The 22954-nt window shown below is 65.5% G+C and carries 29 protein-coding genes; 11 read left to right on the forward strand and 18 right to left on the reverse strand.

The window, feature by feature from the left end; all coding sequences use genetic code 11:
• The first annotated feature begins 151 nt into the window (after window positions 1–151).
• The 3 genes from GGR90_RS05845 (at window position 152) to GGR90_RS05855 (ending at window position 3376) form a co-directional block, all read left to right on the forward strand.
• Window positions 152–1696, forward strand: coding sequence for an acetolactate synthase large subunit (locus tag GGR90_RS05845; protein ID WP_167920150.1), 1545 nt, complete (start codon window positions 152–154; stop codon window positions 1694–1696).
• Between the two features lie 672 nt (window positions 1697–2368).
• The gene (locus GGR90_RS05850; RefSeq protein ID WP_167920152.1) at window positions 2369–2800 is read left to right on the forward strand and encodes an NIPSNAP family protein; all 432 of its coding nucleotides are present in this window, start codon (window positions 2369–2371) and stop codon (window positions 2798–2800) included.
• Window positions 2801–2923: 123 nt separating this feature from the next.
• A complete protein-coding gene (locus GGR90_RS05855; RefSeq protein ID WP_209023573.1) occupies window positions 2924–3376 on the forward strand; it encodes a glycine zipper 2TM domain-containing protein in 453 nt (150 codons plus the stop codon).
• Window positions 3377–3470: 94 nt separating this feature from the next.
• Here the strand turns inward: GGR90_RS05855 and GGR90_RS05860 are convergent, their stop codons facing one another.
• The 3 genes from GGR90_RS05860 to GGR90_RS05870 are packed head-to-tail and all read right to left on the reverse strand — an operon-like array spanning window position 3471 to window position 5176.
• Entirely contained in the window at window positions 3471–3869 is a 399-nt protein-coding gene (locus GGR90_RS05860) for a DUF1801 domain-containing protein (protein ID WP_167920154.1), read from the reverse strand.
• Window positions 3870–3879: 10 nt separating this feature from the next.
• Window positions 3880–4308, reverse strand: coding sequence for a DUF1801 domain-containing protein (locus GGR90_RS05865; RefSeq protein ID WP_167920156.1), 429 nt, complete (start codon window positions 4306–4308; stop codon window positions 3880–3882).
• Between the two features lie 10 nt (window positions 4309–4318).
• Window positions 4319–5176: a TauD/TfdA dioxygenase family protein gene (locus GGR90_RS05870; RefSeq protein ID WP_167920158.1), complete on the reverse strand. Its 858-nt coding sequence runs from the start codon at window positions 5174–5176 to the stop codon at window positions 4319–4321.
• Window positions 5177–5346: 170 nt separating this feature from the next.
• Here GGR90_RS05870 and GGR90_RS05875 point away from each other — a divergent pair, with 170 nt between their 5' ends.
• Window positions 5347–5550 carry a dodecin family protein gene (locus GGR90_RS05875; RefSeq protein ID WP_167920160.1) on the forward strand — a complete coding sequence of 68 codons (204 nt, stop codon included), beginning with the start codon at window positions 5347–5349 and terminating at the stop codon, window positions 5548–5550.
• A 105-nt stretch (window positions 5551–5655) separates the two neighbouring features.
• On the opposite strand, the gene GGR90_RS05880 is transcribed toward GGR90_RS05875, so the two are convergent.
• The gene (locus tag GGR90_RS05880; RefSeq protein WP_167920161.1) at window positions 5656–6543 is read right to left on the reverse strand and encodes an arylamine N-acetyltransferase family protein; all 888 of its coding nucleotides are present in this window, start codon (window positions 6541–6543) and stop codon (window positions 5656–5658) included.
• Window positions 6544–6738: 195 nt separating this feature from the next.
• Between GGR90_RS05880 and GGR90_RS05885 the strand changes: the two genes are divergently transcribed.
• On the forward strand, window positions 6739–7179 hold the full coding sequence (locus GGR90_RS05885; RefSeq protein ID WP_167920163.1) for a nuclear transport factor 2 family protein: 441 nt from the start codon (window positions 6739–6741) through the stop codon (window positions 7177–7179).
• A gap of 161 nt (window positions 7180–7340) precedes the next feature.
• Complete coding sequence (locus tag GGR90_RS05890) at window positions 7341–7925, forward strand: 2'-5' RNA ligase family protein (RefSeq protein ID WP_167920165.1); 585 nt, start codon at window positions 7341–7343, stop codon at window positions 7923–7925.
• On the opposite strand, the gene GGR90_RS05895 is transcribed toward GGR90_RS05890, so the two are convergent.
• The 7 genes from GGR90_RS05895 to GGR90_RS05925 form a co-directional block, all read right to left on the reverse strand.
• Window positions 7922–8350 (reverse strand): OsmC family protein, encoded by a 429-nt coding sequence (locus tag GGR90_RS05895; protein WP_167920167.1) that lies wholly within the window; start codon window positions 8348–8350, stop codon window positions 7922–7924. The genes GGR90_RS05890 and GGR90_RS05895 overlap by 4 nt on opposite strands.
• Before the next feature lie 73 nt (window positions 8351–8423).
• Window positions 8424–8627, reverse strand: coding sequence for a DUF2061 domain-containing protein (locus tag GGR90_RS05900; protein ID WP_167920169.1), 204 nt, complete (start codon window positions 8625–8627; stop codon window positions 8424–8426).
• Window positions 8628–8700: 73 nt separating this feature from the next.
• A complete protein-coding gene (locus GGR90_RS05905) occupies window positions 8701–9048 on the reverse strand; it encodes an Mpo1-like protein (RefSeq protein WP_167920841.1) in 348 nt (115 codons plus the stop codon).
• A 317-nt stretch (window positions 9049–9365) separates the two neighbouring features.
• Window positions 9366–9791 carry an ExbD/TolR family protein gene (locus tag GGR90_RS05910; protein ID WP_167920171.1) on the reverse strand — a complete coding sequence of 142 codons (426 nt, stop codon included), beginning with the start codon at window positions 9789–9791 and terminating at the stop codon, window positions 9366–9368.
• Between the two features lie 35 nt (window positions 9792–9826).
• Complete coding sequence (locus tag GGR90_RS05915; protein ID WP_167920173.1) at window positions 9827–10348, reverse strand: ExbD/TolR family protein; 522 nt, start codon at window positions 10346–10348, stop codon at window positions 9827–9829.
• A 123-nt stretch (window positions 10349–10471) separates the two neighbouring features.
• Window positions 10472–11287: a MotA/TolQ/ExbB proton channel family protein gene (locus tag GGR90_RS05920; RefSeq protein ID WP_245198406.1), complete on the reverse strand. Its 816-nt coding sequence runs from the start codon at window positions 11285–11287 to the stop codon at window positions 10472–10474.
• Window positions 11288–11342: 55 nt separating this feature from the next.
• Window positions 11343–11999 carry an energy transducer TonB gene (locus GGR90_RS05925; protein WP_167920175.1) on the reverse strand — a complete coding sequence of 219 codons (657 nt, stop codon included), beginning with the start codon at window positions 11997–11999 and terminating at the stop codon, window positions 11343–11345.
• A 341-nt stretch (window positions 12000–12340) separates the two neighbouring features.
• On the opposite strand from GGR90_RS05925, the gene GGR90_RS05930 reads away from it, so the two are divergent.
• Both GGR90_RS05930 and GGR90_RS05935 read left to right on the forward strand, forming a co-directional pair.
• On the forward strand, window positions 12341–13150 hold the full coding sequence (locus GGR90_RS05930) for a hypothetical protein (protein ID WP_167920177.1): 810 nt from the start codon (window positions 12341–12343) through the stop codon (window positions 13148–13150).
• Between the two features lie 132 nt (window positions 13151–13282).
• A complete protein-coding gene (locus GGR90_RS05935; protein WP_167920179.1) occupies window positions 13283–14614 on the forward strand; it encodes a homoserine dehydrogenase in 1332 nt (443 codons plus the stop codon).
• Here the strand turns inward: GGR90_RS05935 and GGR90_RS05940 are convergent.
• A complete protein-coding gene (locus GGR90_RS05940; RefSeq protein WP_245198407.1) occupies window positions 14611–15027 on the reverse strand; it encodes a hypothetical protein in 417 nt (138 codons plus the stop codon). The genes GGR90_RS05935 and GGR90_RS05940 overlap by 4 nt on opposite strands.
• A 136-nt stretch (window positions 15028–15163) precedes the next feature.
• On the opposite strand from GGR90_RS05940, the gene glpX reads away from it, so the two are divergent.
• A complete protein-coding gene (gene glpX / locus GGR90_RS05945) occupies window positions 15164–16135 on the forward strand; it encodes a class II fructose-bisphosphatase (protein ID WP_167920183.1) in 972 nt (323 codons plus the stop codon).
• Between the two features lie 172 nt (window positions 16136–16307).
• Here the strand turns inward: glpX and GGR90_RS05950 are convergent, their stop codons facing one another.
• Genes GGR90_RS05950 through GGR90_RS05960 form a run of 3 tightly spaced genes read right to left on the reverse strand, consistent with a single transcriptional unit; the run spans window position 16308 to window position 17568 of the window.
• Entirely contained in the window at window positions 16308–16775 is a 468-nt protein-coding gene (locus GGR90_RS05950; protein ID WP_167920185.1) for an SRPBCC domain-containing protein, read from the reverse strand.
• Window positions 16772–17098, reverse strand: a complete 327-nt coding sequence (locus GGR90_RS05955; protein ID WP_167920187.1) for an ArsR/SmtB family transcription factor — start codon at window positions 17096–17098, stop codon at window positions 16772–16774. The genes GGR90_RS05950 and GGR90_RS05955 overlap by 4 nt, the downstream gene beginning before the upstream one ends.
• A complete protein-coding gene (locus tag GGR90_RS05960) occupies window positions 17095–17568 on the reverse strand; it encodes a VOC family protein (RefSeq protein ID WP_167920190.1) in 474 nt (157 codons plus the stop codon). The genes GGR90_RS05955 and GGR90_RS05960 overlap by 4 nt, the downstream gene beginning before the upstream one ends.
• Before the next feature lie 99 nt (window positions 17569–17667).
• Here GGR90_RS05960 and GGR90_RS05965 point away from each other — a divergent pair, with 99 nt between their 5' ends.
• The gene (locus tag GGR90_RS05965; protein WP_167920192.1) at window positions 17668–18597 is read left to right on the forward strand and encodes a glutaminase; all 930 of its coding nucleotides are present in this window, start codon (window positions 17668–17670) and stop codon (window positions 18595–18597) included.
• Window positions 18598–18600: 3 nt separating this feature from the next.
• Here the strand turns inward: GGR90_RS05965 and GGR90_RS05970 are convergent, their stop codons facing one another.
• Both GGR90_RS05970 and gyrB read right to left on the reverse strand, forming a co-directional pair.
• On the reverse strand, window positions 18601–19032 hold the full coding sequence (locus GGR90_RS05970) for a septal ring lytic transglycosylase RlpA family protein (RefSeq protein ID WP_167920194.1): 432 nt from the start codon (window positions 19030–19032) through the stop codon (window positions 18601–18603).
• Between the two features lie 131 nt (window positions 19033–19163).
• Window positions 19164–21710, reverse strand: a complete 2547-nt coding sequence (gene gyrB / locus GGR90_RS05975) for a DNA topoisomerase (ATP-hydrolyzing) subunit B (protein WP_167920196.1) — start codon at window positions 21708–21710, stop codon at window positions 19164–19166.
• Window positions 21711–21817: 107 nt separating this feature from the next.
• On the opposite strand from gyrB, the gene GGR90_RS05980 reads away from it, so the two are divergent.
• A complete protein-coding gene (locus tag GGR90_RS05980) occupies window positions 21818–22252 on the forward strand; it encodes a hypothetical protein (RefSeq protein WP_167920198.1) in 435 nt (144 codons plus the stop codon).
• A gap of 204 nt (window positions 22253–22456) precedes the next feature.
• On the opposite strand, the gene GGR90_RS05985 is transcribed toward GGR90_RS05980, so the two are convergent.
• Entirely contained in the window at window positions 22457–22954 is a 498-nt protein-coding gene (locus tag GGR90_RS05985) for a hypothetical protein (protein ID WP_245198408.1), read from the reverse strand.

Below are 22954 nucleotides of genomic sequence, written 5' to 3' on the forward strand. Positions count from 1 at the left end.
CCATTTTCCAAGCATTTCATGTCGTCGCGTTAAGCGGCGAGGCGCATTACAGGAAGAAATTCATGAACCCGGCAATTTCGATCGTCCATCACGGCGCAGCAGACAGTGGCGCGAAAACCCGTCCGGCAGGATGTCGCCCGGAGCAAGGCTGGTGAACGGGGCGCGGGCATTGCTCGAGACGTTGAAAGCCAGCGGAGTCGAGGTCTGTTTCGCCAATCCGGGCACCTCGGAAATGCAGCTTGTCGCCGCATTGGACGAGGTCGACGGCATCCGGGCCGTGCTGGGACTGTTCGAAGGGGTCGTGACCGGCGCCGCCGACGGATATGGACGGATGGCCGACAAACCCGCGGTCACGCTGCTGCATCTGGGGCCCGGGCTGGCCAACGGGCTCGCCAACCTGCACAATGCCCGCCGCGGTGGATCGCCGATCGTGAACCTCGTCGGCGACCACGCGGACTATCATCTTTATCTTAACTCACCGCTGACGTCCGACATCGAAGGGCTCGCCCGCCCTGTATCCGACTGGGTGCACCGTGCGACATCCGCCGACGATCTCGCCGAGGCGGGCGCGGCCGCGGTGGCAATCGCGCATGAGGGAGCCGGGCGCATCGCGACGGTGATCGTTCCGGCCAACCATGCCTGGAGCGGCGATGCCATATCTGCACCGCCGCGTCCGACGGACGCGCGCGCCACGGTCGCTCCTGACGTCATCGAGCGGGCTGCGGACGCCCTGCGGAACGCCAGGATGCCCTGCCTGTTCGTCGGCGGCCGGGCGTTGCGCGAAGACGCGATGCTGGCAGCCGGGCGGGTCGCGACCGCAACCGGCGCACGTATCGTCTGCGAAACCTTCGCCACGCGGCATCAACGTGGTGCCGGCAGGGTAGCGGTAGAGAAACTTCCCTATTTCGGGGAGGAAGCCCAAGCCTTCCTCGCGGAATTCGACGCCATTGTCTATTGCGGAGCGGACGCTCCTGTGTCCTTTTTCGCCTATCCTGGGAAACCGAGTATCCTGGCTCCGGATACGGCCTTGTCCGTTCGCCTCGCATCGAAACGGCAAAACCATCTTCATGCTCTCTCGGCGCTAGCCGACGCGTTGGGAGCACCGGCAGAAACCGACCGCCTGCAGCGAGCGGGCACACCGCCAGTGGAGGAGGGCAAGCTTACTCCGGTGAATGCTGGCGCGATCATTGCGGAAATGCTGCCCGACGACGCCATCGTCAGCGACGAAGGGGCGACGTCGAGCTTCGCGGCATTCGCCCAGTCGGCGGGCGCTGCGCGCCACGACTGGCTGCAATTGACAGGGGGCGCCATAGGCCAGGGCCTGCCGGTCGCTATCGGCGCGGCGATCGCCTGCCCCAACCGCAAGGTCATCGCGCTTCAGGCCGATGGATCGGCGATGTACACCAACCAGGCGCTATGGACCATGGCGCGCGAGCGCCTCGATATCGTCACTATATTATTCAATAATCGGTCCTACGCGATCCTGAACATCGAAATGACGCGCGTCGGTGCGCAGACACCCGGACCGAAAGCCAAAGCCATGCTCAATCTCCGGGAACCGGATATCCAGTGGCGCACTTTGGCCGAATCGATGGGCGTCGAGGCTACAACGGCGACGACGACAGAAGAGTTTCGTGCATCGTTGGGAAGGGCGCTGGCGCGAAAAGGGCCAGTGCTGATTGAAGCAATGATATAGGGGGCTTCCGTTCGTTCAAATTAGCATTTTCCGACAGGATTTGACCCTCTAAATGCCGTAATGGTCCGGTGTCTCAGACGGCAGCCAGCATGGGCTTCTGTCTTTCAGAATGATGGTGTTGAAACGGGGGCCAAATGATCGGCCCCGAGCATTATGAGAAGAACAGCCGTGGACTATTATGCGGGAATCGATGCCTGTCGCAAAGAAAGCAGCGCGTGTGTTGTTGATGCCGAGGAGAAGGTGCGCGTGAGATCAACGTCACCAGCGAACCTACTACGCTTGGCGTCGCCGGTTTCGAGTTGGTGTTGCTGAAGCCGATCGACAATATCCCGCCCGCCAACACCGAAGAACGATGCTATGCCATGCGGGACGACCCATGGCTGCGTAACTCAATCCCAATGGCTTCCGGCAGCCTCGGGGTGGTTCACCGTTGCCAATCCGTCCTATTTCAGGCGTTACCAATCCTCCCAACAAAGTTTCTATACGCTGGCGTGTCGCGTTAAATTGCGACCGACATGCGTGTGCTGCCGAGAATGCTGAAACTGAAGCGCGAAACCGCCGTTCTCTGGCCTCTCAAGAGGTTCAAATGGTGATCGCCAACGAGTTATAACAATGGTGTGCCCGTGAAAGCGGGAATGACGAGAATTTGCAGATAGAAATGGAGAAACGCCCATGCCCTCCCCCATCCGTATCCTCACCCTCGCCGCGCTGCTCGCCCTCGCGCCCGCCGCCGCAGCAGCAGCACCGGCGGCCAACCCCGCCCCGCTCCAGCAACTGCGCATCTACGAAATCCCGCGCGCCAACGAGGGCGTGTTTCACGACCGTTTCCGCGATCACGCGCTGCGCATCATGGCGCGCCACGGCTTCGCGGTGCGCTCGATCTGGCGCAGCGAGCATGAGGGCAAGGTCGAATTCGTCTATCTGCTCGACTGGCCCGATGCCGCTACGATGAAAGCGGCGTGGGCCGCCTTCATGGCCGATCCCGAATGGGCGGCGATCAAGAAGGAAACGGGCGCGCGCCACGGCCGCTTCGTCGACGCGATTTCGGACCGCACGCTCGAACCCGTGCCTTACTCGCCCGACCGCGCCGGCGCGGGCGGCTAGGGGGCCGGAGCGGGGAAGGGGGTGGACGGAACCGGGAGACGCCTTCGCGGGTCTATCATGCAGAGGGGCCATTCGCATGCCCCGCCACTTGGCCCGGCACGCGATCCGAATGGAGTGATGTCGATGAACAAGCTCATGATCCTGCCCCTCGCCGCCGCGACCGCGCTCGCCGGCTGCGCCTCGACCGGCGGTTATGGCGGCGGCTATGACGACGGTGGTTACGGCTATTACGACCGCAGCTATTACGACCAATATGGCCGCTACGACTGGGACCGCCCCGATCCGCGCCACGACGGCTATTATGCCGATAATTATTATCGCAACGACCGCCGTTACCGCGAGCGCCGCCTGTCGAACAACGACCGCATCTATCGCGGGCGCGACGGCAAATATTATTGCCGCCGCAACGATGGCTCGACCGGGCTGATCGTCGGCGGCGTCATCGGCGGCATCGCGGGCAATGTCATCGCACCGGGCGATTCGAAGACGCTTGGCACCGTGCTCGGCGCGGTCGGCGGCGCGGTCGCCGGGCGCGCGATCGAACGCAGCGGCAACGACGATGTGCGCTGCCGCTGAGCTGCGGGCTCCCGCTTAGGGTGTGCGATCCCGCGCATCTCCGGATGCTGAACGGCGCGATCGGCCGGGCGCGCCGGGAAGGGAGTGACTGCGACTAGGCCTTCTTCGTCCGCGCTGGCTTTTCAATGTTCGCCTCGACCGCGGCGCGGATCAGCGCCTTGAACGCCGCCTCGTCGATCGTATCGCCCTCGAACAGGTCGATCGCGCGCCGGGTGTTGCCGTCGAGGCTCGAATTGAACAACGCTTTCGGATCGGCGAGCGCCGCGCCCTTGGCAAAGGTCAGCTTGACCTTATCCTTGTACGTCTCGCCGGTGCAGAGGATGCCCGCGTGGTCCCACACCGGCACGCCCGCGGGATTGCTGGGCTTCTGCCACTTGACCGTTTCTTCGACGTCGGGATCGGCAGCGTGGATCAGCGCGCGCAGCCTTGCCAGCATGTCGCCGCGCCAGTCGCCGAGACCCGCTATCTTCGCATCGATCAGTTCCGCCGCCATAGTCTAGTCCTCACATCTTCTCGCCGGGCAGCGCCGCGGCCTGCTTTACCCAGTCGGCGAACGCCGCCTCGCCGACCGTGTCATCCTCATGGATATGGAAATAGCGCGTATCGCCGCTTTTCGACGCGACCGGCGGCACCGGATCGAGCGACTGGCCGCGAAAGAAGGCGACCTTGATATATTTGTCGAAGCAATGGATGCTCAGGAACCAGTGCGTCGGCTCGTCCCCCTGCCCCGCCGCACCATAGAAGGGCGAGTTCCATTTGACCGCCTTTGCCACCCCCGGCACAGCCTTCTCGATCAACCTGTCGAGCCGCGCCCATGCCGCCGACTTCCACCCCGGCATCGCCGCGATATAGGCCTGCACCGGCGCGTCGCCATAGCCTTTGGCGATCTGCGGATTGCCGCCCGACAGCAGCACGACCTTCTTGTCGCTCATCGCGGGGCCCTCAGCGTTCGTCGCGATAGAAGGGCCGGTCGCCCGCGATCGTCACCCGCTCCATCCGCCGCACCGCCGGGAAATAGTCCGACGCCGCGTAATGCTGCGCGGCGCGATTGTCCCAAAAGACGATCGACCCCGCGCGCCAGCGGAACCGGCACTGGATTTCGGGGACGGCCGCCTGGGCATAGAGATGCGCGAGCAGTCCCTCGCTCTCCTTTGCCGACAATCCCTCGATATGGCTCGTGAAAGCGGTGTTAACGTAGAGCGCCTGTTCGCCCGTCTCGGGATGGGTGCGCACCACGGGGTGAAGCTGCGGCGGATATTGTTCGTGCAGTTCGTGCGCGCTCTTGCCCAGTCTTTTGGCAAAGACGCGCGCGATGTCGTGCACGGCGCTCAGCGAACGGCACCAATCCCGCATCGCGGGCGACAGGCCGCGAAACGCCGCTGCCATATCGGCGAACAGCGTGTCGCCGCCGACCTCGGGCACCTCGATGGCGCGCAGGATCGATCCCAGCGACGGTTCGGCGCGCCAGGTGACGTCCGAATGCCAGAAATTCTCGCGCCCGCGCGACTCGGGCCCGTGCGCGATGTGCAGAACCTCGCGGTTCGCCTGATCCTGCGGCGTTGCGGGGTGGATTTCGAGCGGGCCGAATCGCCGCGCAAAGGCGATATGCTGCTCGGCCGTGATGAACTGGTCGCGAAAGAAGACGACTTTATACGCGAGCAGCGCGGCGCGAATTTCAGCGATCGTCGCGTCGTCCTGTTCGCAGGCAAGGTCGATCCCCGAAATTTCGGCGCCGATCCCGGGAGTCAGCGGCGCGAATTTCAGACGGACAAAGCTGTGCGGCGCCGCGACGGTTTCCATGGCATTCCTCTTCGATCGTTGGTCGTCAAGGGAAGTTGGGACGCGGGGATGCGGCGAGTCAAGTCGGGGCGTGAACCTTTTGCCGCGTCACCTGTTATCACCGGCAGGGATGCGCCGATGCCGGGCGGCGGTATCCCCGGCTGTGCGCCCGGCCAATGGGAGGAATCCTCATGTCTGTTGCCAAGGTCACCGAAATCATCGCCGCATCGACCGTCAGTGTCGAGGACGCTGTGCGCCAGGGCGTCAAACGCGCGTCGAAAACCATCAACGGGATTCAGGCTGTGTGGGTCAAGGACATCAAGGCTGCGGTCGCGGAGGGCGACATCACCGAATGGCGCTGCACGCTGAAACTCACCTTCGTCATCAAGGATTGAGACGGCGGGCGGGCCGGCACCGCCGCCGGCCCGATCGTCCAACGCCAGCCGGTCGGGTCGTCAACCGCCTTCGCGGTGCCGTGACGACGGCGCGATGCTGCTGCGTCAGGCCGTGCCTGCGACCTCCGCCGTCGCCGCGCGCTCGATCGCCGGGCGCCAGCATGGATTGACCGGCAGCAGGAAAATTTCATCGAGCACATGTTCGATCTCGTCGGCGGTCAGATACCGCCGGTCGATGCGTCCGTCGACGAGCCGCGTCGTCAGCCGGTTGTCGCGCAGGCCATAGCGCGCCTCGGCCGTCGTCCGCGCCGCGATCAGCTGATGGCGGAAATGCGAATCGGGATGCGCCGACGTGTACCAATTGCCGAGCTCATAATCGATCGCCGGCGCCGCTGCGTCCTCGATCCGGTAGAGCGTCCGCCATTGGTCCTCGATCAAGGCGGCGACCTGCCATTCGTCGCGGCGGCGAACGACGCGATAGCTTTCGTGCCGCGTCGGCTGCGAATCCTCGCGGTCCATCGCCAGCGGCTGCGGCGGCACCGCGGCGCCAAAGCCGACGTCGGCGAGCCACGGGCGCCCGTCGATCGTCACGCGCACCACCATGTGCGAGCGGGGTGTCGGCGGCGCATCGTCGGGCAGCATCCAGCGCACCCGCCCGATCAGTCCCTCGGCCGCGAAGCCGATCGCCTGCAAGACGCGAAGGAACAAGCCGTTCTGCTCGAAGCAATAGCCGCCGCGCCGCTGGCCGATCAGCTTCGCATCGATCGCGTCGGCGCCGATGTCGATCCCGGCGCCGGTCAGCGCGTCGATCGCCTCAAAGGGAATGGCCGCGATATGCGCGGCCTGGAGCGCGGCGAGCACATCCCATGTCGGCGCCACGGCGCCGCTATAACCGATGCGCGCGAGATAGCGCGGCAGGAACGCGGCGGCGGCGTCCGGGGACGCCTCGCCGGTATCGGCCGGATCGGTGGGGGGCGCGGGATAGTGCAACATGGACAAGGCTCCGTTCGAGTTCATCTGCCCACCTTATGAAAGCTCAACCGCGGTTGAGATCAAGCGCGAATCCGGTCCGCATGCCCGATTCCCGAAACGCCCCCTGGCAACTTAGGCCTTGCGGCGCCGCATAGGCCGCGCACACCATGCCATATATTGGCTATGCGCGTCCCGGGGGGAGGAATTATGCGAGGCATGACGGCAATGCTGCTGTTTATCGGGATGATTCCACCGGCCATCGCCGCCGAGGCGCAAGGCGACATCGCCGACCTCACCGCCTTCGCCGACGCTTTCGACGCGGCGCAGATCGCGCAGGATCGCGCCGCGCTGGGTCGCATGGTCGCCGACGACCTCGTTTTCATTGATGGCAGCGGCAAGCGTTATGGCAAGGCCTCCTTCATCGATGGCTGGACCGGCCCCGATGATGATTACGATCCGGTGACGCTGACGGACCGGGTCATCCTGCCGCTCGGCAAGGACGCCGGCCTCGCGAGCGCCGAAGCGATCCTGTCCGGCCGCGCGGCGGGCAAGCCCTTCCGCGTCCGCATCCGCTTCACCGACATCTTCCGGCGCCATGGCGATCGCTGGCAGGCGAGCTATATCCACGTCACCCGGATGCCGATCGGGGACGACTAGCTCCTTCTCGATCGTCATCCCGGCGAAAGGCGGGATCTCGCCGGTGCTCGGGGCGCAGCGATGAGGTCATGCGTCAGAAAGCGCGCTCGGGCAGGAACGATTCGACTCCCGCGACCCGCGAGAACATAATAGGAACATTGATCCGATTCGGAGGAGCCGCCATGTCGCCCATGTTCCGCTATTTTCTGGGGTTTCAGCTGGCCGCCGACCGCGCCGGCTGGCTCGCACGCCAATTGCCGCCGGTTTCGGGCGATCTGTTCGCGGGGCTGAAGCCGCAAAATTATCATCTCACCCTCTGCACGATCGACGAGACGTCGGTTCCGCATCCCTTCCTGCGGCAACGCGTCGCCAAGGCCTTCGAAGCCGGCCTGCCCGCCGCCGGTTCCATTCCCTTCGGCCGCATCGTCAGCCGCGATGCCGGGGCGGAACTCGTCACGGCCGGGAGCATCGCCGCCGTTCGCCAGCTTTATGAGGGCCTCGTCGCGCTGCTCGCGCCGCACGGGATCGCGCCCTGGTATCGCCAGTCGGGGCTCCGTCCGCATATCACGCTCGGCTATGGCCGACATGCGTTCGACCCGGTGCCGGTCGCGTGGAACTGGACGCCGCGCGACCTCGTCCTGATCGAAAGCCATGTCGGCCACAGCCGCCACCGCGTCCTGCAACGCTGGCAACTGCCCGCGCCCGCGCAGGGCGCCTTCGACTTCATGGACGACGCGCTACCGCCGCCGCTGCGTTACGCGGCTTAGGCTTCGAGACTGTGCTCGAGCGTGATCTCGCAGTCGAGCAGCTTCGACACCGGGCAATTCTTCTCGGCTTCCTCGGCGATCTTGGCGAATTCGTCGGCTGCGATCCCCGGCACCTTGCCGGTCAGCGTCAGCGCCGATTTGGTGATCGTGAAGCCGCCGTCCTGCTGTTCGAGCGTCACCGCGGCGCTCGTTTCGAGCGAGTCGCCCGAATAGCCCGCGCGCGCGAGGCCGAAGGACAGCGCCATGGTGAAGCAGGCCGCATGCGCCGCAGCGATCAGCTCCTCGGGATTGGTCCCGGGCTGCCCCTCGAAGCGCGTCCCGAAGCCATAGGGCTGCTTGTCGAGTACGCCCGACTTGGTCGTGATCGATCCCTTGCCCTCCTTGCCGAAACCTTCGTAGCGGGCCGATGCGCGATTGACGGTCATGCGATTTCTCCTGGGTTTGATGGATGGGTTTGTCGAGCGTGGAAATGGAAAAGGCCCCGGGACTCGGGAGTCCTCATGCGGCGAGCAGCCTACCCCTCGCACCCACCCGCTGCCATGCCTTTTCGTGAAAGAAGAAGGCGACCGCATTGATGCACGGCTCGATGATCGCGATCCCGCCCGCGAGGGCGACCGATCCGGTCATCACATAAGCGACGCTGAATCCGATCGTCAGATGGATCGACAGATAGGTGAAGGTCTTGATCAGGTCGGTGGGCATGGCCCGTCTCCAGCAGCTGGGAACCCGGCGAAGTTAAGATCGGTTCGCAACAAGCGCCAGCGAGGGCTTTCGCTCAGTCTGATCGATTTTTCCGCGTTACGCCCGCCCGGTCGAGTTCGGGCCCGAGCCGCCCGCCGAGCCACATCGCCCACATCTTGAAGTCCGCGGCGAGACTCCACAGCGGATAGGTGAAGGTCGCGGGCCGGTTCTTCTCGACCCCGAAATGCGCAACCCAGGCAAAGAAATAGCCCGCAACCGGCAGCGCGACCAGCCAGCCCCAGCGGCCGCTGACCGCCGCCGCGACCGCGATCGCCACCACCAGGCTGGTCCCGACATAATGCAGCGCGCGCGTCGACGCCTTGCTGTGCTCGCGCAGGTAAAAGGGCCAGAACTCGGCAAAGCTGGTGTAGAGCCGCGGCATGATGCGAAGGATGCTGCGCCCCACGCGCGGCGTCAAGGCGGGCGCTAGTGTTGGACCGCTCCGGTAGTCGGCATTGGGGTGGAGAGCTGTCGTATAGTTTCGTCATGCTGAACTTGTTTCAGCATCCAAGGCCTGACCTCCGATCCCGCGCAGCGCCGAAGGAAATGGCTGGGCCATTGACCCTGAAACAAGTTCAGGGTGACGAAATATGGAATGTCTTGTTTCGGTCGTTTCCACCCGGTGCACATCGGCAAAAGAAAAGGGCCGCGAATTGCTCCGCGGCCCATCTCTTTTCGCCTGACGGCCCCGATCAGAGATCAGAAGACGCGGGCATATTGTTCGTTGCCGACGAAACCCAACTTGCCGACGCCGCTGCGCTTGATGACCGCCATGACATTGTCGACGACGATATAGCGCGCATAGGGGTCGGGCTGGACCTGCAGTTCAGGTTCGACCGGCATCGCCTTGGTCTGTTCCAGATATTGCGCCAGCTGCGCAAGGTCGACCGGCGTTCCGTTCCAGGTGATCGTCCCTGCGGGGTCGATCATCACCTTGTTCTTCTCGGGGTCGACATTGCTTTGGCTGTCGGTCGGGATCGGCAGGTCGATCTTCACCGCGTGGGTCTGGACCGGGATGGTGATGATGAACATGATGAGGAGCACGAGCATGACGTCGATCAACGGCGTCGTGTTCATGTCCATCATCGGTTCGTTTTCGTCCCGATCTCCAACTGCCATGGACATGCGATTATTCCTTCGTTCCTAAACGGAAGATCGCCTTAGAGGCGACCCACCGTGCCCGAGCCAGGAGCAGGTTCGGAAATGAACCCGATCTTCTGGAAGCCGGCATATTGCATCGTATAGATCACGCCGCCGATGCACTGGTACGGCGTGTTCACGTCGCCGCGGATGTGCACTTCGGGGAAGTTCTCTTCGGTGATGTTCTGCACGCCGCCGATATCTTCGATCAGCTTTTCAAGCTTGGCCTGCCCGCGTTCGAGCAGTTGTTTCGAATCGACCGGGGCCTGGCCCCAATAGACTTCGCAGGCACTGCTGTCGGCATTGGGCTCGCCATCACCGTCGGTGTCGGCCGAACGGATCGACAGCAGCACATTTTCAGGCTTCGTCGTCGTCGGCTCGAAGGCCACGTCGGGCAGCTTGAGGTTCACCGTCTCCAGCACCACGGGAACCGTGATGAGGAAGATGATGAGCAACACAAGCATGATGTCCACGAGCGGGGTCGTGTTGATTTCGGACATCGGGGCGTCTTCACCGCCACTGTCGCCTACACTCATCGCCATAGGATTAGCATCCTGTCACAAAATTACTGTCACGGACTTGGGGTGGCAAGCCAGCGGCCTGCGTCCTAGTCCAGCGGACCCCGCCCTTCGCCATGCGGCGGGGGGCGGGGATCCAGGAACCAATCAGGCCTTCTTCGGCGCCGCGGCCGGAGCAGCGGCCTTCGCCGGAGCGAGCGACGCCGGCTTCACCTGGCCGTTCGACATGATCGAGCCGAGAACGTCGTTCGAGAAGGTCGAGAGACGGCGGGCAATCGACTTGTTGCGGCTCTGGAGCCAGTTGAAGGCGAGCACCGCGGGAACCGCCACGATCAGACCGATGGCGGTCATGATCAGAGCTTCACCGACCGGACCGGCGACGGTATCGATCGAGGCCTGGCCCGACGCACCGATCTTCACCAGCGCGCGAAGAATACCGATAACCGTACCGAACAGGCCGACGAACGGCGCGGTCGAACCGACGGTCGCGAGGAAGGCGAGGCCGCCGTTGAGCTTCGAGTTGATGTGGTTCTGCGAACGCTCGAGCGTGCCGTGCATCCAGTCATGGGCTTCGACGGGATCGGTCAGCTTGTTATGCTCTTCGTTGGCGCGCAGGCCGTCTTCGACGACCTGGCGATAGGCGCTGTTCTTTTCCAGCTTCGAAGCGCCGTCGGCGAGCGTCGGCGCGCGCCAGAAATTGGCGTCGACCGCCTTGCCCTGGCCGATGACCTTGTTCTGCTCGAACAGCTTGGTGAACAGGATATAGAGCGTGCCGACGAACATGATCAGCAGGACGAGGAAGGTGACCTGCGACACGATGCCGCCTTCGCAGAGCGCGGGGACGAGGCCGTAGGGGTTCTGGCCCTCTTCCTTCACGCACATCGATGCGGGCATCAGGCTCATGCCTGCGTCGTGAGCGGCGGCCGGCGCCGCAGCGGCGGCATTTGCGATCAGATTAAACATATAGGAAATTCCCTCTCAAAATATTCAAAATCGAAAACAGGTGGTCCGGCGCCGATCAGCGCGGAATCTGCCAACGGATACGGTTGCTGTAGGTGCCGCCCGTCGGATTGCCCGCACGGTCCTTGCCCGGATTGAACCGGCCGCGGCGCGTGATGAGCTTGCAGGTTTCGGCATCCAGATCGGCGTGACCGCTCGACGACGTGATGTCGCACGAGGTCACGCGGCCCTCGACATTATAGGTCACGCGGAAACCCGCCGTGCCTTCGCGTTCCTCGCGCATGGCGCGCGCCGGATAGTCGTCGTTCGTCGCCCAGCGGCCCGGATTGCCACGCGGCGTACCGGCCTTGCTGAGGTCGGGCGTCGGCGGCGGAGCCGGCGGGGCCGGCGGCGTGAAGACGGGCGGCGGCGGCGTCGGCGGCGCCTTCGGCACCGACTGGACCGTATTGGTCGTCACCGGCGGCGGAATCGGCGACGGCGGCGTCACGACCGGCGGCGGCGGCGGCAGCTGATTGTCCGGCGGCGGCGGCGGCGGGGGCTCCTCCGGCGGCGGCGGCTCTTCGACGTCCACCACATCCAATTTTTCGGCGATTTTCTTGACGATGCTGATATTCAGGCCGTTGACCAGGCCATAGCCCAGCACTGCCGTAAACAGACCAACCAAGACAATCGCCACTACCCTGTTTTTAGGGTCGACATTATCACCATAAGCCATTCAGGGACGACGCTCCTTGCTAGATCATCCTGACACCAATTCCCAACCACCGGGACGGTTGCCAAATGCCCGGATGATTTCCGATGCGTTTTCACAGACCCGACGGCGCTACATCCGGCTTATTATGTTTTCGCCGGACGCTTCGCGGCCCGTCCTATCGCGGTGGCGGCACATTCGCAAACCCTTTATCAGCGGTTAATGTGCCTTGTCCCATGATGGGGATTCAGGCGCCGATACCGGTGTCACAGATGATGGAAAGTAGATCGATCATGCGCCTCCCTCACCCGGCCGCTATCGCCGGCATATTGACCTTGAGCTTTGGAATCCCAAGCGTTTCCGCGATGCAGGCGCCAGCGGGCGCCGCGGCGGCAAGCCCGTACACCTATGCCGACATCGCCGATCTGGCGACCGAAGCGCCGATCGTGCTGCACGCGCGCATCCACCGGGCGACCGACCTGAAACCCGAGCGCGCGCCCGGAGTCGCGGCAGGTCACGTCCGATTCTATGTCGAAGCCGACGTCGTCAGCCTGATTCGCGGCCGTGGACCGCTCGCCGCGCGAATCTCCTATCTCGTCGATTTGCCGGTCGATGCGAAGGGCAAGGCGCCGAAGCTCAAAAGGAAGCAGCCGGTGCTGATCTTCGCCGGCCCCGTCGCGGGTTCGGCGGCGGGTACCAACAGCACCGGCAGCGTCCGCTTGATCGCCCCCGATGCCCAGCTGCCGTGGGATCCGGCGACCGAGGCGCAATTGCGCGCGATCCTGACCGAGCTGGTCGAGCCCGGCGCCCCGCCCGCGATCACCGGCGTCGCCAACGGCTTCCACGTCCCGGGCACGCTTCCCGGCGAGGGTGAGACGCAATTGTTCCTGAATACCGAGACCGGCGATCCCGTGTCGCTCACCGTGCTGACCGCCGCCGACGGGTCGCGGCGCTGGGCCGCGGCGTTCGGCGAGATCGTCGACGGTTCGGCGGCGGTGCCCGCGCGCGATACGCTCGCCTGGTATCGTCTCGCCTGCGGCCTGCCGCGCCAGCTGCCGCTGAACAAGCTCGCGGGCACCCCGCCCGAGGACCGGCGCAAGGCGGCGTCGGACTATGGCGTCATCCTCGGCGCGCTCGGCGAATGCACGCGCACGCGGACGCCGCCGGTCGATTGATAGATCATCTTCGCCTGACGGCGAAGACGGCATCGCGCAGCGGAAACAGAAAAGCTTCCTTGTTTCGCGGGGAAAAGCCGATAGGGCGCTCGCGATGACGGGGCGAGGCTCCGTGCTTAAATGGAGTCCCGCATGTCCCCCTATTCCGCCCCGACCGCCCCCCGCCCGCCGCTGCGCGTCGCGCTCGCGGGGATCGGCGTCGTCGGCGGCGGGGTCGTCCGGCTGCTCGAGACCAACCGCGAGCTGATCGCGCGGCGGGCGGGGCGGCCGATCGAGATCGTCGCGGTGTCGGCGCGCGACCGGCACAAGGACCGCGGCGTCGACCTTTCGCGCTATCGCTGGGAAGACGATATGGACGCGATCGTCGCCGCCGACGATGTCGATGTCGTCGTCGAGATGATCGGCGGCGCCGACGGCCCGGCGCTGACGCTCGCGCGCCACGCGCTCGGCGCGGGCAAGGCGCTCGTCACCGCGAACAAGGCGATGATCGCGCATCACGGGCTCGATCTCGCGCGGCTCGCCGAGCAGAAGGACACGCCGCTCAAATATGAAGCCGCGGTCGCGGGCGGTATTCCGGTGATCAAGGCGATCCGCGAAGGCGCCTCGGCGAACGAGATTGCGCGCGTCTATGGCATCCTCAACGGCACCTGCAATTATATCCTGACGCAAATGGAACGAAACGGCGCGAGCTTCGCCGACGCGCTCGCCGCCGCGCAGGCGGAGGGCTATGCCGAGGCCGATCCGAGTTTCGACGTCGACGGCATCGACGCCGCGCATAAATTGGCGATTCTCGCCGCGCTCTGCTTCGGCACAAGGCTCGACATCGGCGCGGTGACCGCCGACGGGATTCGCGGGCTGATCGCCGCCGACATTCGCGAGGCCGAAGCCTTGGGGCATCGCGTCCGCCTGATCGGCATGGCCGAACGCGATGGCACCGACAAGGGCGGCGGCCTCTATCAGCATGTCCAGCCGTGCCTCGTCCCCGCCGACCATCCGCTCGCCTATGTCCCCGGCGCGCTGAACGCCGTGGTTGCCGAGGGCAATTTCGTCGGCCGCCTCTTCTTCGAGGGCGCGGGCGCGGGCGCGGGGCCGACCGCTTCCGCCATCGTCGCCGATATCATCGACATCGCGCGCGACGAATATGGCCCCGCCTTCGCGATGCCCGTCGACGTGCTCGACGCGGCGCCCGCCGCCGATGCCGGCGCGCGCGTCGGCAAACATTATGTCCGCCTGATCGTCGAGGACCGCATCGGTGTCCTCGCCGAAATCGCGGCGGCGATGCGCGACGCCGGCGTCTCGATCGAAAGCCTGATCCAGCGCGGCAGCGAGGACGGCAACGGCGTCGTCATCGTGCTCGTCACCCACGAAGGGCCCGCGCGCGCGATCCACGCCGCACTCGATATGCTGGGCGCGTCGGACCATGTCGTCGGCGCGCCGATGCACATGCCCATTTTGGCGCTTTAGGGCTCCCCTTCCGCCGGTGGCGGCGGATTGCCCGTTTCGGGATCGGTCCGCTCCTTCGCCATTTCATAAAGCGCATTATATTCGGGGCCCGGCGGATAACCGCCGCCGATCGAGATCCAATTATAGGGCAACTTGTCCATCGTCATCGCCTGCGCCTCGGCGCGGGGCAGCTTGGGCGGCGCCTCGCGACCCACCCCCGCGATCGCGCGCAATTCGGGGGTCAGGCGGTGGCGCTCGGTGTCGGTGCCGCACACGTTGATCGAGCCGTCCTCGGCGGGTTTGCAGCGCCGGATCGGGTCGATCATCTCCTTCGCATTGGCGGCCGCCGTTTCGGCGTCGCGCGGCGGCGGCGGCGCGGGCGGTCCCTGCACCTGCGCGGCGGCCGGCGCCGTTGCGGCCATCGCCCCGGTCATCACGGCGACACGGCTCAGGGTGAAAGCGGCACCGAATCGGGCGAAGCGTTCTCGACAAGTGGCGCGGGCGACCATATGGCGCGCACCATGCCCGACCGGGGCGCCAAGGCAAGATCAAAGACGGAGAGCGCGAAAGATGACGGATACCGGCAGCAACCTCGACCGGGTGCTCGTGCTCGAAATGGTGCGCGTCACCGAAGCCGCGGCGATCGCCGCCGCGAAGCTGATCGGCCGCGGCGACGAAAAGGCCGCCGATGCCGCCGCGGTCGAAGCGATGCGCACCGCCTTCAACACCCTCTATATGGACGGCACGATCGTCATCGGCGAGGGCGAGCGCGACGAGGCGCCGATGCTCTATATCGGCGAAAAGGTCGGCAACGCGCCGGGCAAGGGCCCCAAGATCGACATCGCGGTCGACCCATTGGAAGGCACGACGATCACCGCCAAGGCCGGCCCCAACGCGCTCGCGGTGCTCGCGATCGCCGAGGAAGGCTGTCTGCTCAACGCCCCCGACGTCTATATGGACAAGCTCGCGGTCGGCGCCGGCTATTCGCCGGGCGTCGTCGGTTTCGACAAGAGCGTGCGCGAGAATGTCGAGGCGGTGGCGCGCGAAAAGGGCTGCAAGCCCGAACAGATCATCGTCTGCGTGCTCGACCGCCCGCGCCACGAGGCGATCATCGCCGAGCTGCGCGCGATCGGTTGCGGCGTCGCGCTGATCCCCGACGGCGACGTCGCCGGCGTGATCGCGACGACCAACCCCGATACCAATATCGACATCTATATGGGATCGGGCGGCGCGCCCGAGGGCGTGCTCGCCGCGGCGGCGCTGCGCTGCGTCGGCGGCCAGTTCAAGGGCCGCCTGCTGTTCCGCAACGACGACGAACGGCTGCGCGCGAAAAAATGGGGCATCGACGATCTCGACCGCATCTACGACCTCGAAGATCTCGCCAAGGGCGACGTGATCTTTGCCGCGACGGGTGTGACCGACGGATCGCTGCTGCGCGGCGTCAAGCGCCGCCGCGACGGCGTGATGACCACCGAAACGGTGGTGATGCGCGCCTCGTCGGGCACCGTGCGCTGGGTCAAGGGCGAACATCGCGCGCATTGAGGACAGGCTGACAGCGGCCGTTCGCGGCCGCTAGCTTTTCCAAACCCGTTCGCATCGAGCGAAGTCGAGATGCCCCTCGGGCTAGGCGCTGCACCGGCGGGTGTCTCGACTTCGCTCGACACGAACGGAAACTGGGGGCGTCTGGAACTCACCCCCCAAAACTGACATCCCCTCAAACCCGCTCGCGCATCCCCTTCAGCAACCCCCGCCAATATTCCCCCAGCCGCCGCTGGAACAGCATCAGCTCGAACCCGTGCCGCGCGGTGTGGTTTTGCGGGATGGCGTCCCAGCCGCGATGCTCGACGGTCACGCGCGTTTCGCCGCCCACCGCCTCGAAGCGCACATCGACCTCGGTCGCCTGATCCTCCCGAAAACTCGGCAGGCGCCAGGCGAAGGTCAGCCGTTCGCCCGGCAGCCAGTGGCGCACCGCGCCGATCTCCCACTCCGCGCCATCGTCGAAGCGCGTGATGAGCCGCCCGTCCGGCCCTGCCGGGTCGAATCGCAACACACCGTCGCCTGCACGCGAAAGCTGGAACAGCGGATGGCTCCGCCACCATGTCCCGATGTCGCGGGTGAAGGCGGTGAACGCCGCCTCAGGCGTCGCCGCGACGCGCAGCGCGACGATCACCGCCGCGCTCATACGCCGCCCTCGACATGGCGCTTGAAGCTCGCGAGCTGGTCCGACCACAATGCCTCGGTCTCGGCGATCCATTGTTTGAGTTCGGCGGTCGCGCCGTCCTTCAATCGATAGATGCGCACGCGCGCGTCGAAGGTCGGATGCCCGTCCTCGACCAGCCCGCCTTCCTTCAGCGCCCGCAAATGCCGGCTCATCGCGGGCGGCGCGAGCCCGAGCGCGCCCGCGAGCTCGCCGGCGCTGCGCGGCCGCTCGCCGAGAAGCTCGATCGCGCGCCGCCGTTTCGGATCGGCGAGCGCGCCCAGCATCCGGTCGAGCGCCGCGCTCAATCGTCGAGCCGCGTCCGGGTCGTGAAACCGCCCGCAGCGTCCCAATCGTCGGCGGTCTTCTCTTCGACCGTTACGCCGAATGTCCAGATATGCCCCTCGGGGTCCTTCGCGCGGTAGGTGCGGTCGCCGTAGAATTGCGTCGAGGGTTCGGCGATGACGTCCGCCCCCGCCGCGCGCGCCTTTGCGCAATGCGCGTCGATATCCTCGCCGCGGCCGAGCTGGACGTGCACCGTCTGCGTGTTCTTGCCGCCGAGGTTCGCGGGACTGCGATGGTCGTCCGACCATTCATTGCCGACCATGATCGACGAATTGCCATATTCCATCTCGCTGTGTGCGAGATTGCCCTGATCGTCGAGCAGCACGAAGGCCGGCTCGAACCCGAACGCCGCCTCCAGCCAGCGGAACGCCGCCTTCGCGTCCTTGTAGCAGACGGCGCTCGCAAGCCCCTTGGAACGCGGATGATCGGCCATGTCTCGTCCCCCGATTCGCTATTTGATTTCCACTTCATAGAATATTTTCACATAAACGAAAATAAATCCTTTGCGCGGCGATTATGCTAGGCGCAGCGGATGACCGACAACCTCCGCAATCATATCAACGAGGCGATGACGCGGGCGGCGGACCATCTCGGAAAAGGCCGCGTCGCCGACTATATCCCCGCGCTCGCCAAGGTCGATCCCAACAAGCTCGGCTTCGCGCTCGCGCTCCCCGACGGCACCGTCCATAGCTCGGGTGACGCCGACGAGCCCTTTTCGATCCAGTCGGTGTCGAAGGTCTTCACGCTCGCGCTCGCGCTCCGCCGCGTCGGCAGTTCGCTGTGGGACAGCGTCGGGCGCGAGCCGTCGGGGTCGGCGTTCAATTCGATCGTCCAATTGGAAAGCGAACAGGGCATCCCGCGCAATCCGCTGATCAATGCGGGCGCGCTCGCGACCACCGACCGGCTGATCGACGGGCGCAGCGGCGATGCGGTCGCGGAAGAGATCGTCGATTTCATGCGCGCCCGCGCGGGCGACGACAGCGTCGAAATCGACTTCGACGTCGCCTTTTCCGAATCCGAAACCGGCGCGCGCAACCGCAGCCTCGCGCATTTCATGGACGCCTTCGGCAATTTGACGCACCCGGTCGAAACCGTCGTCGGCGTCTATTTCCGTCAGTGCGCGATCGCGATGTCGTGCCGCCAGCTCGCCCGCGCCGGCCTCTTCCTCGCGATGGAAGGCCGCGATCCGCTCAGCGGCGAACAATTGATCGAACCGCACCGCGCGCGGCGCATCAACGCGATCATGATGCTGTGCGGCCACTACGACAACAGCGGCGAGTTCGCCTTCCGCGTCGGCCTGCCGGGCAAGAGCGGCGTCGGCGGCGGCATCCTCTGCGTCGCGCCGGGACAGGGATCGATCGCGGTCTGGTCGCCGGGGCTGAATGAGGCGGGAACGTCACTGGCCGGCGCCGCCGCGCTCGAACATTTCGCTTATGCCGCCGGCTGGTCGGTGTTCGACTGAGCCTCAGTCGTCGGCGAGCAAAGCCAGCTTCACCCGCGCGATTCCGCTGCGCTGCATGCCGATCTCGCGCGCTGCGGCGTGGCTGACGTCGATCACGCGGCCGCGCGAAAAGGGGCCGCGGTCGTTGATGCGGACGACCACGCTGTCGCCGTTCGACATGTTGGTGACGCGCACCTTGCTGCCGAAGGGCAGCGTGCGGTGCGCCGCGGTCAACTCGCCGGGATCGAAACGCTCGCCGTTCGCGGTGCGATTGCCGGCGAGTTCATTGCCGTAATAGCTCGCCATTCCGCCATCGATTTCGGTTTCCATGTCGGCAGCGTCGGCCAGGGGAATCGCGCTGGCCGCGACCGCCGAAATGGCAGCCGTGTCGGTGTCCTGAGCCGCGGCCGACGCGACGAGCATCAACGGCATCACCAAGGTAACAAGCGCCCGCATGGCATCCTCCCTTTTCGGTGAGAGCGCCAAAAGCAGCGGCGGCCTGCCGAAACAAGCCGCCGCGCGTTAAACTGAACAGATTTTGCGCCCGGAAGTGCGAATCGGCGCGATTCTAAGGAACCGATCCGAAGTTACACGTCGAGATTCGCGACCGAAAGCGCGTTCGTCTGGATGAAGTCGCGGCGCGGTTCGACCTCGTCGCCCATGAGGCGTTCGAAGATTTCGTGCGCGACATCGGCCTGCTCGGCCTCGACACGCAGCAGCGAACGGTTCGACGGGTCGAGCGTCGTTTCCCACAATTGCTCGGCATTCATCTCGCCCAGCCCCTTGTAGCGGCTGATCGCGAGCCCCTTGCGGCTGTGCGCAAAGATCGCCTCGAGCAGTTCGGACGGGCGCGTGACCGGGTTGGCTTTCGCGTTCGTCGCCGCGGGAAGGTCGCTTTCTTCGCCATCGGCAACCTCGGTCTCAACCTCGGCCGCCGCGCCGCTCGCCTTCACCAGCCGGCCGGGCCGCGCATAGCTTTCGGCCTGTTCGGCGGCAAGCTTGTGCATGCGGCGCGCTTCCTGGCTGGCGAGGAAACCCGCGTCGATCGCATGATGATCGCTGACCCCGCGCCAGCGGCGTTCGAGCGTATAGCCGCCGCCCTCGACCGCTTCGACGGTCCACACCGCTTCGGCGCCGCCGGTCAGCGCGCGCTCGGCGGCGTTGAGCCACGTCGCCGCGGTCGCCGCGGCGCTGTGCCGTCCCGCGGTGTCGAGATCGGGATCGAGCGCGCCGGTCAGCGCGAGCGCCTCGACGAGCCCGTGATCAAGGCTGCGCGGCACATAACGCATCAGCGCGCGCAGGCGCCGACCATGCTCGATCAACGAGCGGAGGTCAGCGCCCGAGCGCGCGCCGCCCGCGGTTTCGAGCAGCAGCGCGTCGATCCCCGCGTCGACGAGATAATTTTCGAGCGCGGTGTCGTCCTTGAGATAGACCTCGCTCCGCCCCTTCGCGACCTTATAGAGCGGCGGCTGGGCGATGTAGAGATGACCGTTCTCGATGATCTCGGGCATCTGGCGATAGAAGAAGGTGAGCAAAAGCGTGCGGATATGCGCGCCGTCGACGTCGGCGTCGGTCATGATCACGATCTTGTGATAGCGCAGCTTTTCGAGGTTGAACTCGTCGCGAATCCCGGTGCCGAGCGCCTGGATCAGCGTGCCGACTTCCTTCGACGAGATGATGCGGTCGAAGCGCGCGCGCTCGACGTTCAGGATCTTGCCCTTTAAGGGCAGGATCGCCTGGACCTTGCGGTCGCGACCCTGCTTGGCGCTGCCGCCTGCCGAATCGCCCTCGACGAGGAAGAGTTCGCACTTCGAGGGATCGCGTTCCTGACAATCCGCAAGCTTGCCGGGCAGGCTCGCGATGTCCATCGCGCCCTTGCGCCGCGTCAGCTCGCGCGCCTTCTTCGCGGCCTCGCGCGCCGCGGCGGCGTCGATGACCTTCTGGATCACCGCCTTGGCATGCGCGGGATTTTCCTCGAGCCATTCGGTCATCCGGTCGGCCATCAGGCTTTCGAGCGGTTGACGGACTTCGGAGGAAACCAGCTTGTCCTTGGTCTGCGACGAGAATTTGGGATCGGGCAGCTTGACCGAGACGATCGCGGTCAACCCTTCGCGTATATCCTCGCCGGTCAGCGAGACCTTCTCTTTTTTGAGGATACCCGACTTGTCGCCATAGCCGTTCAAGGTGCGCGTCAGCGCGGCGCGGAACGCCGCGAGGTGCGTGCCGCCGTCGCGCTGCGGGATATTGTTCGTGAAGCAGAGGACATTTTCATAATAGCTGTCGTTCCACTCCAATGCGACGTCGATGCCGATGCCGTCGCGCTCGCTGCTGATCGCGATCGGATCGGGCAACAGCGCGGTCTTGTTGCGGTCGAGATAGCGGACGAACGCGCCGATTCCGCCTTCGTAGAACAGGTCGTGCGTCTCATGCTCGGCGTGGCGCGCATCGACGAGCTTGATCCTTACACCCGAGTTGAGGAAGGCGAGCTCGCGATAGCGGTGTTCGAGCTTTTCGAAATCGAACTCGGTGACATTCTTGAACGTGTCGGTCGAGGCGCAGAAGGTGACGCGCGTGCCCTTCTTGCCCGCGGGCGCCGGGCCGTTGACCTTGAGCGGCGCGACCGAATCGCCATGTTCGAAGCGCATCCAATGCTCTTCGCCATCGCGCCAGATCGTGAGTTCGAGCCATTCCGAAAGCGCGTTGACGACCGAAACGCCGACGCCGTGCAGGCCGCCCGACACCTTATACGCATTGTCGTCGCTCGTATTCTCGAACTTTCCGCCGGCGTGAAGCTGGGTCATAATGACCTCGGCCGCCGAAATGCCTTCCTCGGCATGGATGCCGGTCGGGATGCCGCGGCCGTTATCCTCGACGCTGACCGACCCGTCGCTGTTCAATGTGATCAGCACGAGATCGCAATGCCCCGCAAGCGCCTCGTCGATCGCATTGTCCGAAACCTCGAACACCATGTGGTGCAGGCCCGACCCGTCGTCGGTGTCGCCGATATACATGCCCGGCCGTTTGCGCACCGCGTCGAGGCCCTTCAGAACCTTGATCGAATCGGCGCCATAGGCGTTGGTGTTGGGCTGATTGGCGGGCGCGACCGGCGCCGTATTTTCTGGGGTGTCCGTCATATCGATTATATAGGGTCGCAGGCGGCAAAACCCAAGCGAAAATGCGGTTCTCGGGTCCTGACCGACGAGCGTTGCGCAGGGGCGCCGTGGCGGCTAGTTTCGCAGGCATGAAACAAGGTCTCGCTCCCCCCCTCGCCGCTCTCGTCGCCCTCTCGCTTGCCGCGTGCAGCCAGCCCGCTCCGCCCGCCGACAACGCCCCCGTCGTCGCGGGCGAACCTATCGCGACGCGCGCGGTGATGATCGGCACCGAAGGGCCGACCCTGCCCGCCTGTTCGAGCATCAGCCGCGTCAAGACGGGCGGCACCGACGTCTATTGGGGGCCGGACGAGACGCGCGCGGTCAAGGCGAAGCTCGCCGGCGGTGCGAGCGTGTCGCTATGCGAAGCGGCCGAGAACGACGCCTGGTTCGGCGTCGTCTTCGCCGCGCCCGGTACCGACCCCGACATGTGCGGCGTCGGCAAGTCGGTCCAGAATCCGCGCGAATATCAGGGTCCATGCCGATGGGGCTGGATCAAGGGCGGCACGGTACAGCTGGGCGGCTAGGTGCCGGCCGCAACGGGCCGCCGATGACCGATTTCCGCCGGAACACGACATTCCTTATCTCGTCACCCTGAACTTGTTTCAGGGTCCATGGCCTGCCGTTTCCTTCGGCGCAGCACCATATTCGAGTCCCGGCCATGGATGCTGAAACAAGTTCAGCATGACGAAGGTTGAAGGGCAATTCACCACCCCAAAACCGACATCCCACTACCCCCGGCAATCCTCGATCACCCGGCCAATCTCCGACTGCACCGGCAATGTCAGCGCGCCGCCGCCCGGCGCCTCCAGCGCGAAGCGGCCGCGGCTGAAGGCGATGCGGTCGAGCCGCGGGTCGCGGGTCGGAAGGTTCGCGCTGCCGCCGTCGAAGCGGAGCTGGTCGGTGCCCGCGCTCGTGCGCAGGCTGACATTGCCATCGAGCGCGGAGGTCATGCGAATGCCGCCGCCGCTGCACGCCATCGTCAGCAGCGCATTGGCGCTGCCCGTCGGCACGAAAGCGGCGGTGCGGCTGGCGGTGTCGTAACGCCACGCGCCGCGATCGACCGCGCGATCTTCCCACCCGGCCGTCGGGGTCGGCAGCGGCGCGGGCGCCGGCGCGGGAGCGACCGGCTGCGGCGCGGGGGGCGGCGCCGCGGGCTGGGGGATCGCGGCGCACCCCGCGACGACCAGCATCAGCGCCCCTGCCGCCGCATAGCGAAACCCGGACAT

The organism is Sphingopyxis italica (assembly GCF_011926545.1).
GTDB lineage: Bacteria > Pseudomonadota > Alphaproteobacteria > Sphingomonadales > Sphingomonadaceae > Sphingopyxis > Sphingopyxis italica.

Coding starts and splice junctions, on each gene's coding strand:
- GGR90_RS05850 (WP_167920152.1), top strand. CDS start 2,369: ATGCCCTCCCCCATCCGTATCCTCACCCTCGCCGCGCTGCTCGCCCTC.
- GGR90_RS05855 (WP_209023573.1), top strand. CDS start 2,924: ATGAACAAGCTCATGATCCTGCCCCTCGCCGCCGCGACCGCGCTCGCC.
- GGR90_RS05860 (WP_167920154.1), bottom strand. CDS start 3,869: ATGGCGGCGGAACTGATCGATGCGAAGATAGCGGGTCTCGGCGACTGG.
- GGR90_RS05865 (WP_167920156.1), bottom strand. CDS start 4,308: ATGAGCGACAAGAAGGTCGTGCTGCTGTCGGGCGGCAATCCGCAGATC.
- GGR90_RS05870 (WP_167920158.1), bottom strand. CDS start 5,176: ATGGAAACCGTCGCGGCGCCGCACAGCTTTGTCCGTCTGAAATTCGCG.
- GGR90_RS05875 (WP_167920160.1), top strand. CDS start 5,347: ATGTCTGTTGCCAAGGTCACCGAAATCATCGCCGCATCGACCGTCAGT.
- GGR90_RS05880 (WP_167920161.1), bottom strand. CDS start 6,543: ATGTTGCACTATCCCGCGCCCCCCACCGATCCGGCCGATACCGGCGAG.
- GGR90_RS05885 (WP_167920163.1), top strand. CDS start 6,739: ATGACGGCAATGCTGCTGTTTATCGGGATGATTCCACCGGCCATCGCC.
- GGR90_RS05890 (WP_167920165.1), top strand. CDS start 7,341: ATGTCGCCCATGTTCCGCTATTTTCTGGGGTTTCAGCTGGCCGCCGAC.
- GGR90_RS05895 (WP_167920167.1), bottom strand. CDS start 8,350: ATGACCGTCAATCGCGCATCGGCCCGCTACGAAGGTTTCGGCAAGGAG.
- GGR90_RS05900 (WP_167920169.1), bottom strand. CDS start 8,627: ATGCCCACCGACCTGATCAAGACCTTCACCTATCTGTCGATCCATCTG.
- GGR90_RS05905 (WP_167920841.1), bottom strand. CDS start 9,048: ATGCCGCGGCTCTACACCAGCTTTGCCGAGTTCTGGCCCTTTTACCTG.
- GGR90_RS05910 (WP_167920171.1), bottom strand. CDS start 9,791: ATGTCCATGGCAGTTGGAGATCGGGACGAAAACGAACCGATGATGGAC.
- GGR90_RS05915 (WP_167920173.1), bottom strand. CDS start 10,348: ATGGCGATGAGTGTAGGCGACAGTGGCGGTGAAGACGCCCCGATGTCC.
- GGR90_RS05920 (WP_245198406.1), bottom strand. CDS start 11,287: ATGTTTAATCTGATCGCAAATGCCGCCGCTGCGGCGCCGGCCGCCGCT.
- GGR90_RS05925 (WP_167920175.1), bottom strand. CDS start 11,999: ATGGCTTATGGTGATAATGTCGACCCTAAAAACAGGGTAGTGGCGATT.
- GGR90_RS05930 (WP_167920177.1), top strand. CDS start 12,341: ATGCAGGCGCCAGCGGGCGCCGCGGCGGCAAGCCCGTACACCTATGCC.
- GGR90_RS05935 (WP_167920179.1), top strand. CDS start 13,283: ATGTCCCCCTATTCCGCCCCGACCGCCCCCCGCCCGCCGCTGCGCGTC.
- GGR90_RS05940 (WP_245198407.1), bottom strand. CDS start 15,027: ATGACCGGGGCGATGGCCGCAACGGCGCCGGCCGCCGCGCAGGTGCAG.
- glpX (WP_167920183.1), top strand. CDS start 15,164: ATGACGGATACCGGCAGCAACCTCGACCGGGTGCTCGTGCTCGAAATG.
- GGR90_RS05950 (WP_167920185.1), bottom strand. CDS start 16,775: ATGAGCGCGGCGGTGATCGTCGCGCTGCGCGTCGCGGCGACGCCTGAG.
- GGR90_RS05960 (WP_167920190.1), bottom strand. CDS start 17,568: ATGGCCGATCATCCGCGTTCCAAGGGGCTTGCGAGCGCCGTCTGCTAC.
- GGR90_RS05965 (WP_167920192.1), top strand. CDS start 17,668: ATGACCGACAACCTCCGCAATCATATCAACGAGGCGATGACGCGGGCG.
- GGR90_RS05970 (WP_167920194.1), bottom strand. CDS start 19,032: ATGCGGGCGCTTGTTACCTTGGTGATGCCGTTGATGCTCGTCGCGTCG.
- gyrB (WP_167920196.1), bottom strand. CDS start 21,710: ATGACGGACACCCCAGAAAATACGGCGCCGGTCGCGCCCGCCAATCAG.
- GGR90_RS05980 (WP_167920198.1), top strand. CDS start 21,818: ATGAAACAAGGTCTCGCTCCCCCCCTCGCCGCTCTCGTCGCCCTCTCG.
- GGR90_RS05985 (WP_245198408.1), bottom strand. CDS start 22,954: ATGTCCGGGTTTCGCTATGCGGCGGCAGGGGCGCTGATGCTGGTCGTC.